The sequence below is a fragment of the Pseudomonas sp. xss_2 genome, from assembly GCF_043104195.1.
In the GTDB taxonomy this organism is placed as follows: Bacteria; Pseudomonadota; Gammaproteobacteria; order Pseudomonadales; family Pseudomonadaceae; genus Aquipseudomonas; species Aquipseudomonas urmiensis.
In genome coordinates this window covers 1-15,082 of record NZ_JBICKL010000002.1, presented here as the reverse complement: position 1 = coordinate 15,082, position 15,082 = coordinate 1, and the positions used below count along the sequence as shown (strand labels likewise).

At 62.2% G+C, this 15,082-nt stretch carries 13 protein-coding genes and 1 pseudogene; 10 read left to right on the top strand and 4 right to left on the bottom strand.

Annotation, left to right across the window (positions count from 1 at the left end; translation table 11 throughout):
- Positions 1 to 105 precede the first annotated feature (105 nt).
- Complete coding sequence (gene rapA / locus ACF8K2_RS00135) at positions 106 to 2,952, bottom strand: RNA polymerase-associated protein RapA (protein WP_392462960.1); 2,847 nt, start codon at positions 2,950 to 2,952, stop codon at positions 106 to 108.
- 123 nt (positions 2,953 to 3,075) lie between these two features.
- On the opposite strand from rapA, the gene ACF8K2_RS00130 reads away from it, so the two are divergent.
- The 9 genes and pseudogenes from ACF8K2_RS00130 (at position 3,076) to ACF8K2_RS00090 (ending at position 8,817) form a co-directional block, all read left to right on the top strand.
- A complete protein-coding gene (locus ACF8K2_RS00130; protein ID WP_392462959.1) occupies positions 3,076 to 3,774 on the top strand; it encodes a M949_RS01915 family surface polysaccharide biosynthesis protein in 699 nt (232 codons plus the stop codon).
- A 110-nt stretch (positions 3,775 to 3,884) separates the two neighbouring features.
- Complete coding sequence (locus ACF8K2_RS00125) at positions 3,885 to 4,211, top strand: aspartate-semialdehyde dehydrogenase (RefSeq protein ID WP_186557595.1); 327 nt, start codon at positions 3,885 to 3,887, stop codon at positions 4,209 to 4,211.
- A gap of 60 nt (positions 4,212 to 4,271) precedes the next feature.
- The gene (locus ACF8K2_RS00120; protein ID WP_186557596.1) at positions 4,272 to 4,433 is read left to right on the top strand and encodes a hypothetical protein; all 162 of its coding nucleotides are present in this window, start codon (positions 4,272 to 4,274) and stop codon (positions 4,431 to 4,433) included.
- Between the two features lie 137 nt (positions 4,434 to 4,570).
- On the top strand, positions 4,571 to 4,687 hold the full coding sequence (gene ccoM, locus ACF8K2_RS00115; RefSeq protein WP_025340347.1) for a cytochrome c oxidase subunit CcoM: 117 nt from the start codon (positions 4,571 to 4,573) through the stop codon (positions 4,685 to 4,687).
- Positions 4,688 to 4,893: 206 nt separating this feature from the next.
- Positions 4,894 to 6,882 carry an FUSC family protein gene (locus ACF8K2_RS00110; protein WP_392462958.1) on the top strand — a complete coding sequence of 663 codons (1,989 nt, stop codon included), beginning with the start codon at positions 4,894 to 4,896 and terminating at the stop codon, positions 6,880 to 6,882.
- Positions 6,869 to 7,075: a DUF1656 domain-containing protein gene (locus ACF8K2_RS00105; protein ID WP_186557598.1), complete on the top strand. Its 207-nt coding sequence runs from the start codon at positions 6,869 to 6,871 to the stop codon at positions 7,073 to 7,075. Before ACF8K2_RS00110 ends, ACF8K2_RS00105 begins: the two co-directional genes overlap by 14 nt.
- An 11-nt stretch (positions 7,076 to 7,086) precedes the next feature.
- Positions 7,087 to 7,956: an HlyD family secretion protein gene (locus ACF8K2_RS00100; RefSeq protein ID WP_186557599.1), complete on the top strand. Its 870-nt coding sequence runs from the start codon at positions 7,087 to 7,089 to the stop codon at positions 7,954 to 7,956.
- Positions 7,957 to 8,226: 270 nt separating this feature from the next.
- Positions 8,227 to 8,358 (top strand): annotated as a pseudogene (locus ACF8K2_RS00095) (LysR family transcriptional regulator); the annotation flags it as partial.
- Positions 8,359 to 8,496: 138 nt separating this feature from the next.
- Positions 8,497 to 8,817: a DUF2025 family protein gene (locus tag ACF8K2_RS00090; protein WP_392462957.1), complete on the top strand. Its 321-nt coding sequence runs from the start codon at positions 8,497 to 8,499 to the stop codon at positions 8,815 to 8,817.
- A 138-nt stretch (positions 8,818 to 8,955) separates the two neighbouring features.
- Here ACF8K2_RS00090 and ACF8K2_RS00085 read toward each other — a convergent pair whose 3' ends face one another.
- Together ACF8K2_RS00085 and ACF8K2_RS00080 are read right to left on the bottom strand one after the other, a co-directional pair.
- On the bottom strand, positions 8,956 to 11,541 hold the full coding sequence (locus tag ACF8K2_RS00085) for an EAL domain-containing protein (protein WP_392462956.1): 2,586 nt from the start codon (positions 11,539 to 11,541) through the stop codon (positions 8,956 to 8,958).
- Between the two features lie 57 nt (positions 11,542 to 11,598).
- Positions 11,599 to 12,675, bottom strand: a complete 1,077-nt coding sequence (locus ACF8K2_RS00080) for a diguanylate cyclase (RefSeq protein ID WP_392462955.1) — start codon at positions 12,673 to 12,675, stop codon at positions 11,599 to 11,601.
- A gap of 126 nt (positions 12,676 to 12,801) precedes the next feature.
- Here ACF8K2_RS00080 and ACF8K2_RS00075 point away from each other — a divergent pair, with 126 nt between their 5' ends.
- Positions 12,802 to 13,896 (top strand): MBL fold metallo-hydrolase, encoded by a 1,095-nt coding sequence (locus ACF8K2_RS00075; RefSeq protein ID WP_392462954.1) that lies wholly within the window; start codon positions 12,802 to 12,804, stop codon positions 13,894 to 13,896.
- 3 nt (positions 13,897 to 13,899) lie between these two features.
- On the opposite strand, the gene ACF8K2_RS00070 is transcribed toward ACF8K2_RS00075, so the two are convergent.
- The gene (locus tag ACF8K2_RS00070; protein WP_186557606.1) at positions 13,900 to 14,796 is read right to left on the bottom strand and encodes a formate/nitrite transporter family protein; all 897 of its coding nucleotides are present in this window, start codon (positions 14,794 to 14,796) and stop codon (positions 13,900 to 13,902) included.
- Between the last annotated feature and the right edge of the window lie 286 nt (positions 14,797 to 15,082).

The following is a 15,082-nucleotide window of genomic DNA, read 5'->3' as shown; positions in this document are numbered from 1 at the left end:
GGCCCATCGCAGGCAAGCCAGCTCCTACAAGATCACGCGGACCTTGTAGGAGCTGGCTTGCCTGCGATGGGCTGCAAAGCAGCCCCACTATTTACAACCTTGAATTTATCCTGCAACCAGCACGCGAATCGCTTCCAACCGCAGCGCCGCCTTCTCCAGCATGGCCAAGCCATCAACCCGCTGTTTGCGCAGCGCATCGATCTCACTGTCGCGCACGCTCGGGTTAACCGCTTTGAGCGCGGTCAAACGCGCCAGCTCTTCGTCGGCCTCAGCCGCCAGGCGCCGTTGCGCCTCGGCCACGCGCTCGACATGGACCGGCAAGATCTTGGCGTCGGCGCCAGCAATCCGCTGCGCAAGGGCATCGCGCTGCGCCTGGATGAATTTGTTGGCGCTGGCGCGCGGCACGCTTTCGAGCTGGTCGTTGAGGGTTTCGAACGCCACCCGCGCGGCCAGGTCGTTGCCGTTGGCATCGAGCAGGCAGCGCAGCGCCGCCGACGGCAGGTATCGACCCAGCTGCAAGTTGCGTGGCGCTACCACTTCGCTGACATACAGTAGTTCGAGCAACACGGTGCCCGGCTTGAGCGCTTTGTTCTTGATCAGCGCCACGGCGGTGTTGCCCATAGAGCCGGACAACACCAGGTCCATGCCGCCCTGGACCATCGGGTGTTCCCAGGTCAGGAACTGCATGTCTTCACGCGACAGTGCCTGGGCGCGGTCGTAGGTGATGGTCACGCCTTCGTCGTCGCCCAGCGGGAAGCTGGCGTCGAGCATCTTCTCGCTCGGCTTGAGGATCAGGGCGTTTTCCGAATGGTCCTCGCTGTCGATACCGAAGGCATCGAACAAGGTTTCCATATAGATCGGCAGGGCGAACTGGTCGTCCTGTTCGAGAATCGCTTCAACCAACGCCTGGCCTTCGCCAGCGCCACCCGAATTGAGCTCCAGCAGGCGGTCGCGACCGCTGTGCAGTTCAGCTTCAAGGTTCTCGCGCTCGGTTTTCGCCTCGGCGACCAACTTGTCCCAGGTGCCGGTTTCACCGCTTTCGAGCAGCGGCAACAGGCGTGGGCCGAAGCGATGCTGCAGGGCGCTGCCGGTCGGGCAGGTGGCGAGGAAAGCGTTCAGCGCCAGGTGGTACCACTGGAACAGGCGCTCTTGCGGGCTGTCCTGCAAGTACGGGATGTGCAGTTGGATAGTGTGCTTCTGGCCAATCCGGTCAAGACGACCAATACGCTGCTCGAGCAGGTCGGGGTGTGCCGGCAGGTCGAACATCACCAAGTGGTGGGCGAACTGGAAGTTACGCCCCTCACTGCCGATTTCCGAGCAGATCAGCACCTGGGCGCCGAACTCTTCGTCAGCGAAGTAGGCTGCGGCGCGGTCCCGTTCAAGAATGCTCATGCCTTCGTGGAACACCGTTGCCGGGATGCCGGAGCGCACGCGCAGGGCGTCTTCCAGGTCCATCGCGGTCTCGGCGTGGGCACAGATCACCAGGACCTTGGTGCGCTTGAGCATCTTCAGGGTATCGATCAGCCAGTCGACCCGTGGGTCGAAGCGCCACCAGCGTTCTTCCTCGTCGCCCGGGCCCTGGGCCTGGAAGGCCACTTCCGGGTACAGCTCGGCGCGCTCGCCGTTGGGCAGCTCGGCGTATTGCTCGGGATTGGGCAGCGGGTAGGGGTGCAGCTGGCGCTCAGGGAAGCCCTGGACCGCAGCACGGGTGTTACGGAACAGCACCCGGCCGGTGCCGTGGCGGTCGAGCAGCTCACGGATCAGGCGCGCGCTGGCCTCGCTGTCGCCATCGCTGACCGCAGCCAGCAGCGCTTCGCCTTCAGCACCGAGGAAGCCGTGGATAGTGGCGTGGGCCTTGGGCGACAGGCGGCCTTGTTCGAGCAGCTCCTGCACCGCTTCGGCCACCGGGCGATAGTTCTCGCTCTCGGCGCGGAAGGCGGCCAGGTCGTGGAAACGGTTCGGGTCGAGCAGGCGCAGACGGGCGAAGTGGCTGTCCTGGCCAAGTTGCTCGGGCGTGGCGGTGAGCAGCAGCACGCCGGGGATGACTTCGGCCAGTTGCTCGACCAGGCCATATTCTGGGCTGACCTGTTCTTCATGCCAGACCAGGTGGTGCGCTTCGTCGACTACCAGCAAGTCCCAACCGGCGGCGAACAGCGCGTCCTGGGCTTTCTCGTCGTCGACCAGCCATTCCAGCGCGACCAACGCCAACTGGGCGTCTTCGAATGGGTTGCTGGCATCGCTTTCGATGAAGCGCTCGGCATCGAACAGTGCCACCTGCAGGTTGAAACGCCGACGCATTTCCACCAGCCATTGGTGCTGCAGGTTCTCTGGCACCAGGATCAGCACGCGGCTGGCGCGGCCAGTCAGTAGCTGGCGATGGATCACCAGGCCGGCTTCGATGGTCTTGCCCAGGCCGACTTCGTCGGCCAGCAGTACCCGCGGGGCGATCCGGTCGGCCACTTCGCGGGCAATGTGCAACTGGTGGGCGATGGGTTGGGCGCGGCAGCCGCCCAGGCCCCACAGCGACGAGAGCATCTGTTTGCTGTTGTGCTGCAGGGTGTTGTAGCGCAGCGAGAACCACGCCAGCGGGTCGATCTGTCCGGCGAACAGTCGGTCGCTGGCCAGGCGGAACTGGATGAAGTTGGACAGCTGGGTCTCAGGCAGGGTACGCGGCTGGTTTTGCCCGTCGAGCCCGTGGTAGACCATCAGGCCGTCGATATCTTCAACTTCGCGAACGGTCAGCTTCCAGCCCTCGAAGTGAGTGATCTGGTCGCCTGGCGAGAAGCGCACGCGGGTCAGCGGCGCATTGCGCAGGGAATACTGACGGGTGTCGCCAGTGGCCGGATAAAGCACGGTCAACAGGCGGCCATCCTGCGCCAGGATGGTACCCAGGCCGAGCTCTGCTTCGCTGTCGCTGATCCAGCGTTGCCCCGGTTGATACTGCTGCGCCATACTGCCTGAACTCCCGCCGATGAAAAGCCGGCTATGTTAACGGATAGACCGGGCAGACCAAAGAATAAAGAGTCTAGCTGTTTCATCGACGAACACCTCAACACCACGAGGGCTCCAAGTCGAATGCTTGCCAAGCAGCGCTGGTTGAACGCCTCCCTGGGCCTGGGCAGCTTGCTGCTACTGGCCGCCTGTGACCAAAACACTTTTCAAACCCTGCCACCGATCCCGGTCGAGCAGCTCGAGGTGCTCGGCGTGCAGACGCCGATCAAGAGCGTGCACTTTCGTGACCGTGAGGGTGAAGGGCTACTGGTGCTGAGCCGGGTCGACGGCCAGGCCACCGATGCCGAGAGCGAGCAGGAAGTCGACAAGGTGGTGCTCAAGGCCACCCTGTATGCGCGCAGCTCGGACAGCGATGCATTCAAGCCGCGTTGGCAGATCGAGCAGGAGACCACGTGTCCGGGGTTGGATCTGGATGTGGACTTCTATAGCGACGTCAGTGATGTCAGCGACTTTAATAAAGATGGCATCGCCGAGCTGACCGTGGCCAGCCATGCGTTTTGTGGTGGCGGTATCGAACCCCATGACATCGCCATCGAAATGCGCGAAGGCCAGGCCATCTACAGCATCACCGGACAATCGCAGATTACCCCGGCCGGTGAGGAGCCCATTGGCGGCGAGCGCGAAGACAGCGCCTCGCTCAAGAGCGCTCCGCAAGGGGTGCGCGAGCACCTCGATAGCGTCTGGCAGCAGGTCTACAAGCGCCCCTGGAGCGAAACCAGCCCGTCGCCTGAGGATGAGCCGGACGAGGAGCCAGCCCAGTAAGCCCATCTATACTTGCTGGTGCGCCGCTGTGACGCGCCGCACAATCGCCTGGCTACAGGCTCAAGACAGTTGAAGGCTGGCCGACACAGTAGCGACAGGAGAACTTCCCCATGCTGCCGCCGATCATCCCGCTCAGTGCCGCCCCCGTGACCTCGCAACAGGATCCGGTCAAGCCGACCCCCGATATTCGTCCGGTGGTCCCCGCGCAGCCTGCTTCCGGCGAAAGCGCCATCGACCTCAAGCACAAGCGCGACCCTGACGAGCAAGCCCTGCTGCTGCGCGATGAGCAGCGCCGCCAGCAACAACGGCGGCAGAATAACCAGGATGAGCGTTACGAAGCCCTTGCCGGTGAAGAGCTCAACGCCGATAACACTGTTCCAGTGGCGCCACTCGGCGAGCGTCCGAGGCAGGGTTTGCTGGTCGATATCGAAGTCTGACTGGTCAACGCCTGCGCCTGGCTTCATCATGCATGTCTCTGCTGACTGTCGGGCCCGCCCATGAGTGAAGACAACCTGATCGACTTCGGTGCCGAGCGCGCCAAACGTATCCATGACCTCAAGGACAAGCGCCTCAATGAAGTGCGCCAGGCCTTCGAGCAGGCCATGCCGTTGAGCCAGGCCAAAAAGAACAAGCCCAAGGGCAAGCCCAAGAAACGCTGAAACTTGACGCAGGTCAACCCTGCGCCCGCCTCGCGTGCCCGGCCTCGGGCACCATTGACCCCGGTCAATTTCCTCCTCCCTCGCATTGGTTACCTTGCACCCATCGGACAACGGCAAACGAATACGGGAGCGCCGACATGTTCTTCGACAATGTGGTTATCGCAGGTGTGGTAACGGTCGGGTTGATGGTGGTGTTCTTCGCCGGTCTGGGCATTTTCATCTGGAAGGATTCGAACAAACGCAAACCGCGTTGATCCTTCCCGATTCACGAGCACGCAAGGCATTTAGGGCGACTTCGGTCGCCCATTTTTTTGTCTGCGGTTTTTGTCGATGACGCGCTCGTAGCGGGGTACAGCGCAAATAACACACAAAGATGATTAGCTAGCTAATTATTCGTTTCCGCTTTATCCTTGCCAGCGTTGTCTATCGTTCTACTCATCACCCCCGCAAGGTCCGATTCGTGCCCATCACCCTCCAGGCCCTGTTCGCACCCAGCAACCTCGCCATCAAGTTCGCCATCAAGACCCTGCTGGGCGGCGGCCTGGCGTTGTGGTTGGCCATGCGCTGGGGGTTGGAGCAGCCGTCCTGGGCCTTGATGACCGCCTTTATCGTCGCCCAGCCTTTGTCAGGCATGGTGGTGCAGAAGGGCCTGGCGCGCTTGGCCGGGACCCTGGTCGGCACCTTTATGTCGGTGGTGTTCATCGGCCTGTTCGCACAGACGCCGTGGCTGTTCCTGCTTACCCTGGCGCTATGGTTGGCGCTGTGCACCGCCGCTTCCACGCAATTGCGCAGTGCCTGGTCGTATGCCTTCGTGCTGGCCGGCTACACCGTGGCGATCATTGCCTTGCCGGCCATCGACCATCCGCTGCAGGTGTTCGATCAGGCGGTAGCGCGCTGCACCGAGATTTGCTTGGGCATCGTCTGCGCAACCGCTACCAGCGCCTTGCTCTGGCCCATGCGGGTCGAGGCGCAGCTTGGCGGGCAGGCGCGCCAGGCCTGGCAAAACGGCATGCAAGCGTCGAGTGCCATGCTCGGCGGCGAGGAGAGCGCGCGCCAAGGCTTGCTGGATATCCTGGGGCGGATCGTCGCCATCGATTCTCAGCGCGAGCACGCCTGGTTTGAAGGCAGCAGTGGCCGGCAGCGGGCCAGGGCCATTCGCGGCTTGAGTCAGAAACTGATGGTGCTGCTGCGCATCTCGCGCTCGGTACGCCGGCAGTGGCGCCAGCTCGATGACCAGGAGGCCCAGCGCCTGTCGCCGTGGCTGGGTGAGGTTCGCGCCCAGTTGGCGCAGCCCGAACTGCCGAGCCTGTTGGTGTTGCGCCAACGTATCTGGGACGCCGCCCACGACGAGCAGATCAGTTCTGCCGAACATTACTGCCTGGCGCGCATGGCCTTGTTGCTGGACTACGCCATGGCGGCAACCCAGGCGTTGCAGGATGTCGAGGAGGGCAGGACGCCCAAGGATATGTCGCAAGGTCTGGCCGTGCATCGTGACCTGCCGCTGGCTCTGCTGTTCGGCTCGCGCAGCGCCTTGGCGTTTTTGGTCATGAGCAGTTTCTGGTTGGCCACCGCCTGGCCGTCGGCACCTGGCGGGCTGGTGCTGACTTGCGTGGTCTGTAGCCTGTTCGCCAGCCGTGAGAACGGCGCACAGATCGGCTTGAGTTTCTTGCGCGGGATTTTCCTGGCGATCCCGGTGGCGTTTGTGGTGGGGCAGATTCTCCTGCCGCAGTGGAGCAGCTTCGCCATGCTCTGTTTAGCCATGGGCGTGCCGCTGTTCTTCGGCGCCCTGGGCATGGCCCATCCGCGCACCGGCGCTACCGCCACCTCGTATTGCCTGCATTTCATTGTGTTGGTGTCGCCGCTCAATGCCATGCACTTTGACGTGGCGAGCATGCTCAACAGCGCCCAGGCGATGCTGATGGGCGTTGGCGCTGCGGTATTGGCCTTCCGCCTGGTGGTGATCCGCCATCCAACGTGGTTGGGCCGGCGTTTGCGCGCGGCGACGCAGAGTGACCTGGTTCGCCTGACCCGCCGCGACCTGCGTGGCGCCGACAGTTGGTTCGGCGGGCGCATGGCCGACCGCCTGATGCAGCTGGCGCGCCATGCCAGCGAGCTGCCCGAAGCTCAGCGCAAGCGCTGGGACGATGGCTTGCACGGCCTGGACATCGGCGATGAACTGGTGCACCTGCGCATGTGCCTGGCTGTGGCCCAGGCACCGCTCGATGCGGCGCAAAGGCAATACTTGCAGCAAGTCGAAGCGGTGCTTTCCAGAGGACCGGCGCCGGGGCGCGGCCAGCGCCTGGATGCGGCCAGTGAGCAATTCATCGCGGCCCTGCGCAGCCAGTCGCCGAGCGACCCGCTGCGGCTGGCCGAGGGCGCCGTGCTGCAGTTACAGAAGAGCTGGGGCAAGTGGTGCCGTTGGCAGGAGGAAATGCATGGGCTTGCGTGAATGGGCGGTGGGCGGTGTGCTGCTCAGCCCGTTTCTGATCTACGTGCTGATTGCGCTGCTGGTGACCGGTGCGCTGCGCCTGCTGGTGCAGGCCACGCCCCTTGGGCGCTGGATCTGGCATGAAGCGTTGTTCGATGCGGCATTGTTCGTTTGTATCTTGTTCCTGGTGGTACGTCTGCTAGGGCCTTTGTAAGGAGTCAGTCCATGCGTACAGCGGTACGTACCTTGGTCACCCTGTGTGTGGTGATCATCGCCGTGTTTGCCGGCTATCACCTTTGGCAGTACTACATGCTGACGCCGTGGACCCGCGACGCCCGGGTTCGCGCCGATGTGGTCGTGATCGCCCCGGATGTGTCGGGTTGGGTGCGAGAGCTCAAGGTCCAGGATAACCAGCAGGTGAAAGCGGGCGATGTGCTCATGAGCATCGACCGCGAGCGCTTCCAGGCCGCGTTCGACCAGGCCAAGGCGGTCGCCGAGACCCGCGCCCACCAGTTGCACCTGCGTGAACGCGAAGCGGCGCGGCGCACCGCGCTTGGCCCCGATGCGATCAGTGCCGAGCTGCGCGAGAATGCCCAGATCAATGCGGCGGTGGCGCGCGGTGAACTGCACGAGGCCCAAGCGCAGTTACAAGTGGCCAAGATCAACCTTGAGCGCAGCGAAGTGCGTGCGCCGCGTAGTGGGCACATCACCAACTTGCGCCTGGCGCAGGGTAACTACGTCAACACTGGGCAGTCGGTGATGGCCCTGGTGGATGATTCGACGTTCTATATCCAGGCCTATTTCGAAGAAACCAAGTTGCCGCGCATTCGCGTCGGTGATTCGGTCAAGGTCTGGCTGATGGGGGCCGGCGATTCGATGCAGGGGCATGTACAGAGCATCAGCCGCGGGATCACCGACGCCAACAGCAACCCTGACAGCCAGCTGTTGCCTGAGGTTGAGCCGACGTTCAACTGGGTGAGGCTGGCGCAGCGGATTCCGGTGCGGATTCGCTTGGATCAGGTGCCGCAGGGGGTGACCCTGAGCGCGGGGATGACGGCCAGTGTGCAGGTGCATGAGGATCAGGCTGAACCTTGAAGTGCTTGCCGGTTGTACTGCCGCTATCGCGGGGCCCGGGGAGCAGTCCACTGCGTGGCCACTGCGTGGGAGCGGGCTTGTCCCGCGATAGCCTTGCAACAGACGACAGCGTTACAGGAACATCCCCCGGAAACCTCCAGCCGCTGCCCAGTGATCCAGCCGTTGCCCTGGCGCCGGTGATCAATACAATCTTGCGAGTCATGGCGAAATCCTCATGGGTGGCTGTGATGAACAGGTTATTGATCGTCTCCAGGCTGTTCCGGGCCGGGGAGAGCCCAGGCTATGTCGGTGTCTTTGTTGTATGCCCGTCAGCGCCATGTGCCACGCCGGGTCCAGGCGTTCATGAGCTGGCTGGCGGTGGTGCTCGAGGGGCAGGTCGATCCAGCGGCGAGCGCCCGTTGAACCGAGCGGATGGCTTCACGGCTGCGAAAACCTTGGCCGTCCCCTGCCGACTTGCGCTAGGCTGGCCCTTGCGCGTTGCCCGGCAGAGGCAGCCGCTTACCCTGCGTGCGTGACTCCCATCTTTTTGCGAGGTACGCCATGGCCATTACATCCCAGGACATCTGCAGCGCCGCTGACCAGCTCAAGGGTTTCGTCGGCTTTCACGGCAAGCGCGGTACGCATATCGTGCGCTTTTCAGAAGACGCGTTCGGCATGGACGTGGCGGATGACAGCATTACTCCCTGTAGCGAATTTGTCTGGCGAGCCGAAGCCGGGAAGCGCATGGCGTTATGCCGTGAGCGGCTAGCCCTGTTGCTTGGGCAACATGTGGATGATCGACTGAATATTGGCCAGCCTTTACGCATTTATTTACAGCGCACGGACCTGCCGGAAATCGTCGCCGAGCGCAATTTGCGCTGATTGATCGGTTGTTCTATCGGCGGGGCTGCGGTTTATGTTGTGTCAATCGCGGCCTCTTCGCGGGCAAGCCCGCTCCTACAGGGGCCGCCGCACTGGAAGTTGGCGCGAAGAGGCCAGATCTGACACAACCCCCAAGGCTCAACCCGCCCCATGCTGCTGATCATCCGGTTGACGCAACAAGGCCTCGAAACTGTCCTTGTCCACCGGCCGGCTCAAGTAATAGCCCTGCACTTCATGGCAGCGCTCCTTGCCCAGCGCCTTGAGCTGTTGCTCGGTCTCCACCCCTTCCGCGGTGACCGTCAAACCCATCGCCTTGCCCAGGTTGATGATCGCCTGCACGACCGCGCGGTCATTGCCGTTTTGGCTGTTCAGCCCGGCAATGAACCGCTTGTCGATCTTGATGCTGTCGAACGGATAGGTGCGCAGATAACCCAGCGATGAATAGCCGGTGCCAAAATCATCCATGTTCAGCCGCACGCCCAACTCCTTGAGCGCGAGCATCGTGCCTAGCGCCCCTTCGATGTCGTTGAGCATGACATTCTCGGTAATCTCCAGCTCCAGACGTTGCGCCGGGAAGCCGGTCTCCAACAGGATATCGCGCACATCGGCGACCACGTCACTGCGCGAGAACTGCGCCGGAGACAGATTGACCGAAACCAGCAGCGCCTGCGGCCAGTCGCGAGCGGTGCTGCAGGCTTCGCGCAGGACCCAGCGGCCGAGTGTGGCAATCAGGTCGCTTTGTTCGGCCAGCGGGATGAAGATGTCCGGGCCAAGCAAGCCTTCCTGCGGGTGCTGCCAACGCACCAATGCTTCCACGGAAACGATGCGCAGATCGTCCAGGCGGTAGCGCGGCTGATAATGCAGGACGAACTCATTGTGCTTGAGCGCTCGGCGCAGGTCGTTTTCCAACTGCCGGCGGTACTGGATCTGCTGGCTCATTTCCGGCGAGAAGTAGCGCCAGGTGTTCTTGCCGTCGGCTTTGGCCTGATACAGGGCAATGTCGGCGCAGCGGATCAGTTCGCCGGCATCGAACCCCTGCGATCGGGTCTGGGCTACCCCCAGGCTGGCGCCGATGTGCAGTTGTTGTTCTTCATAAACGATGGGCCGTTGCAGCAGCTCGATCAGGCGCGCGCAGAGGCGGTCGATCTCGCTGCGATTGTCCATGCCGCTGAGGACCAGGACGAATTCATCGCCGCCAAGCCGCGCCACCAGATCACCGTCGCGGGTGGTGTCGCGCAGGCGAGCAGCCACTTCCTGCAATACCGCATCACCTGCCGGATGGCCGAGCGAGTCGTTGATTGGCTTGAAGTTGTCCAGGTCCAGCAACAGTAAGGTCAGCGGCGGCGAGTCGCTGCCGCGCAGCAGGGCTTGTTCCAGATGACGCGACAGTTTGTTGCGGTTGGCCAAGCCCGTCAGGGCGTCATGCATGGACAGGTGCTGGATCCTGGCGTGGGCATCGACCTCGTCGGTGATGTCGCTGGCGGTTCCGCGAAACCCTGCCAGCTTGCCGGCATACACAATCGCACGTGCCGAGATCCGGCAGTAGCGGTTCTGCCCGGTGTGGTCGCGGTAGGCGCAGCGCAGGTTGGCCAACTGCTGTGGATCGGTGTCGGTCTGGGCGTCCAGCCAGGGTGACAGGGGCGTGGTGTCGCACGCCAGCAACTGGTTGAGCGGCTGGCCCAGCCAGTCCTCCACGCGATACCCGGTGACGCTGGCGAAGCGCTGCGAGAGATAGGTCAGGCGCTGGTGGCGATCAGTTTCCCAGATCCAGTCAGACGCCGCCTCGGCAACTGCGCGAAAGCGCTGCTCACTGGCTTCCAGGGCCTGATTGCTCTGTTGCAGGCGTTGCAGGCTCAGGTCGATGGCCTGTGAGCTGCGCAACGCATGGCGAAACAGATAAAGCATCACCAGGCCCAGCACTACTAAAGCGCCGAGCAAGGGCGGCAGCACCGCCCAGAGCAACTGGCGGCCGGGTTGTGGGCTACTCCAGGCCAGGCGATAGCCCGTGTTGCCCAGGGTTATGCGCGGTTGGCCGTGAGCATCGCTGTTGACTGGCTCGACGCGCATGTCGCTCAAACCCGCACCCTGGCCGAGCTTGGTCAGCTTGGCTTCGGTCAGTTGGTCGATGAAAAGCATGATCGGCGCCTGGGCCACGTCGGCTTCTGAAACCTCTATGTCAGGGCGAATGGCGGCGGCAGTGAGTACTGCCGGCCAGCCGTTGAGCAAGACGAAATGAGTAATCTGCTCGCGTGCGGGGGCGGCTTTTCGCGCTTGGGCTATGATCGGCGCCAGGGCAGAGTCTATGTAGGCGCTGGCCGGCGATTGGCTTGGGCTGCCTTTAAATAGGGCATAGGTTGTGCGCTGGTCATCAATCACGAACACGCCTTCATAGCCGCTGGCGCTGAATAGCGATTCGCCGACGTTCTTCTCTTCGTACGCCCATTGCCAGTCGACCTCACCGCTCAGGTGCTGGTAGGCGGCGTCCCACACCGCGTAGCTGGAGAGAAACTGACGCGAGGCGAGCAGGCGCTGCTCCAGTGCTTGGGTGGCGTGGAAGGTGCTTTGATCCTGCTCTTGCTGATCCAGGGTGGCGGCGATATTGAACAGCGCCCCGAGCGTGACCAGCGCGGCCAGCAGAAACAGCGTAGAAAAGCCAAAGATCAAACGATGTACTTGCAGACGTGGAGCGGGGCTTGCGGGCGATAGGGCGACGGTCCTGTCCATGCGCGAGGCTACTCCTTGTAGAACTGCATCCCTCCCGCCGATGGCTTGAGGGAAGGTTCATTCAGGATAGGCCAGCCTGAGCGGGGCGCCGCCGCCACGATTGAAATTCACCTGGTCGCGGCCTTGGTGCTTGGCTGCGTACAACGCTTTGTCGGCCTCTTCCAGCCAGTGTTCGGCAGACTTGAGCTCGGCATTGAAAGCCGCCAGGCCGATGCTCAGGCTGATACGCAGCGCAGGCAGCTGCGGGTTGCGGTAGGCATTGACCCGTTCACGCAGGCGCTCCATGGCCTGGCCGGCACGCGCTTCGTCGATATTCGGGAAGATCACGCAAAACTCGTCGCCGCCGTAGCGCCCGCCCAGGTCATCCTCGCGCAGGTTACGCCGCAGTTCCTGGCTCAGGTGGCGCAGCACGCAGTCGCCGACCACATGACCGAAGGTATCGTTGATGGTCTTGAAGTGATCGATATCGATCAGGGCGATAACCGCGGGTAGCTGCTGCTGGCGACAGATCTGGAATTTGAGTAGCAGCAGGTCCTTCCACGAGCCATGGTTGAGCAGGCCGGTGAGGCTGTCGGTGCGGCTCAGGGCGCTGAGCTGGCGCTTGTGATCGGCCAGCTTGATTGCCAGCCGGTAGCACACCCAGCCCAATGCCAATGGGTAGAGGGTGAGCATCGGCAGGCAGGCGAAAACCTGCAAGGGGGTGGCTTGCAGCTGCAAGCCGGTACCGATTACCAGGCTGGCTAGCAGCATACCGACCAGTTGCGCCAGTAAACCGCGGATAACCATACGTTTACCGCCGGCGGCGACATTGTTCATGGCCATCATCGACAGGATGGTGACACTGGGCAGTGGATTGAAGTGGAAGGCAGCAGTCCAGAACCCGCCCATCAGCGAATCGAGCAACAAGTTGCGCTGTTCGGCCCGGTAGGGCGCTGCCGAGCGCATGGCCCACTGATAGGCCAGGTGTGGCCAAGCCACAGCGTTGACCAGCATCAGCACCCAGACCCAGGTCGGCGGCTGCAAGGGGGCCATCGCAGCCATCACGCAGAACAGGCCGATGCCCATGCCGAGGATCCGCGGCAGGTAGATGCGCCTGACGAATGAGAGTCCCTTGCCGCTGTTATTATCGATCATGGTCGTGGTTCTTCCGTGGGACGCCGTTTATCGCATAAATCGCGTGAATATTGTTCAACAGTGTTCGCTCGGCGAAAAATGACCTTACAAGCCAATTCACGGTTGATCCGATCACTGTGGGGTAACATGAACGCCTTGTTCCTGCTCGGAGTGCTTCTGTTCATGCTGCCCACGGCCTCTAACGCCGCTGACCCGGCGCACTACAGGGATGGACGATTCCACAATCAGGCAACGCTGCCCCAGGATGGGGCGATGAAGAAACTGCGCATTGGCCTTAAGTACTTGTTGTTGCGCAAGCCGCCCGAGACCCGACCCGCTGCGCCCATCAGCCTGCTGCCGATGACCCGTCAGCAGGTGCTCGATGCGCCAGACCACAGCCTCTGGCGACTGGGGCATTCAACGGTACTGCTCAAGCTGCGTGGGCGCTTCTTTATTACCGACCCGGTTTTCGCCGAACGCGCCTCGCCGGTGCAATGGGCTGGGCCGCTGCGTTTCCATGCGCCGCCCCTGGCGCTGAACGAGGTGCCGGCACTGGCCGCGGTGATTCTGTCGCACGATCATTTCGATCACCTCGATGAACAGGCCATTCGCCAACTGGCAGGGCGCACCGACAAGTTCCTTACCCCGTTGGGCGTGGGCGACCGGCTGATCGACTGGGGTGTACCGAGTGAGAAAGTGCGTCAACTCGATTGGTGGCAAGAAACCGAGATAGGCGGCGTGCGTTTGGTGGCCACCCCGGCGCAGCATTTTTCTGGTCGCGGGCTGTTCGACAGCAATCGAACCCTGTGGGCCTCGTGGGTGATCATCGATGATGACCTGCGGCTGTTCTTCAGTGGTGATACCGGCTACTTCGACGGCTTTCGGCAGATCGGCGAACGCTATGGGCCGTTCAACCTGACCCTGATCGAGACCGGTGCCTATAACCTGGCCTGGCCGAATGTTCATATGCAGCCAGAGCAGAGCTTGCAGGCACACCTGGATTTGCGCGGGCAGTGGTTGTTGCCGATCCACAACGGCACCTTTGATCTCTCCATCCATGGTTGGCAGGAACCGTTCGAGCGCATTCTGGCGTTGGCCGCGCAGGCGCAGGTAAAACTGAGTACGCCGCAGATGGGCGAGCGCATCAGCCTCGACTCACCGCATGCCGGGCAGAACTGGTGGCAGCCACGTCCGATACGCCAGCAGGGCAGGGCGGCGCAGCGCTCGGTGGCTTCACGCTGAAGATCAGATCTTCGGCTCCTGGCGGCGGCTGGTGGGCTTATTGCCTTCTTTAAGTAGCTGCGAAGGAGGCTTGCCGCTGTCGCTGCGGACTTGGGCGTGGCTTATGAGGGCGAAGATGAAGCTGCCGCCGATGATGTTACCGACCAGGGTGGGCAAGGCGAACTCCAGCCAGAAGGCCTGCCAGGTTTCATCTCCGGCCCATACCAGGTAGGACACCTCCACGGAGCCTACGACGATATGGGTGAAATCGCCCAACGCCATCAAGTAGGTAATCATCAGGATGATCCAGATCTTGGCGTTCTCCATGGCGGGGATCATCCAGACCATAGTGGCGATCATCCAGCCGGAGACGATGCCCTTGGCGAACATCTGGCTGATGTCGTTCTTCATCACCTTGCGGCCCACTTCCAGAAACGCCACATCGGCCTTGCTGTCGAAGATCGGCAATTCGAGCATCACCCACGCTACTAATATAGTGCCGGCCAGATTGCCCAGAAGAACCACGCTCCAGAGTCGCAGCAGCCGACCCAGATTGGCCAGGGTGGGAGTGGTCATCAGCGGCAGCACGGCAGTCAGGGTGTTTTCGGTAAACAGTTGCTGGCGAGCCAGAATCACGGCCATGAACCCCGCGCTGTAGCCGATGCTGGCAATCACCTGGGCGCTATCGCCTTCGGGTAGGCGGGCATAGAACAAGCCCATCGCCATGAGCGATAGGCCCATGCTCAGGCCTGCGGCCAAGGCTGACCACCATAGCGCGGCGAGCGTGCGCTCAAGCTCTTGGTCGCCCTGGGCACGAATGATTTCGTGCAGAACCGCTGCTCGGGGCGGTTGGTTGTGGCTGATTTCCTGCTCTTCATCCGCCGACAGGCCTGGGGTCTTGTCGCTCTGCGCATCGCTCATGGCCGCTGTGCTCCGCTGGGTGGTTCTCTACAGATCCATTGCGCTTCTATTTAGTTGCCCACAACCTTGATAACAGTCAGAAAGTTTTTTTAGATCAAGATGTTGACTCTGATTTCAAACCGCGTATTATTCGCCTCCTCGCAGCGATGCACGCAGCGAGATGCAACAAGCGCTTGAGATCCACAGCGGTGAAAAAGGTAGTTGACAGCAGTTTGTAACGCTGTAGAATTCGCCTCCCGCTACGAGAGATCGCAAGCGAGTCAAGTGTTTGAAGTTGAACGAGTTT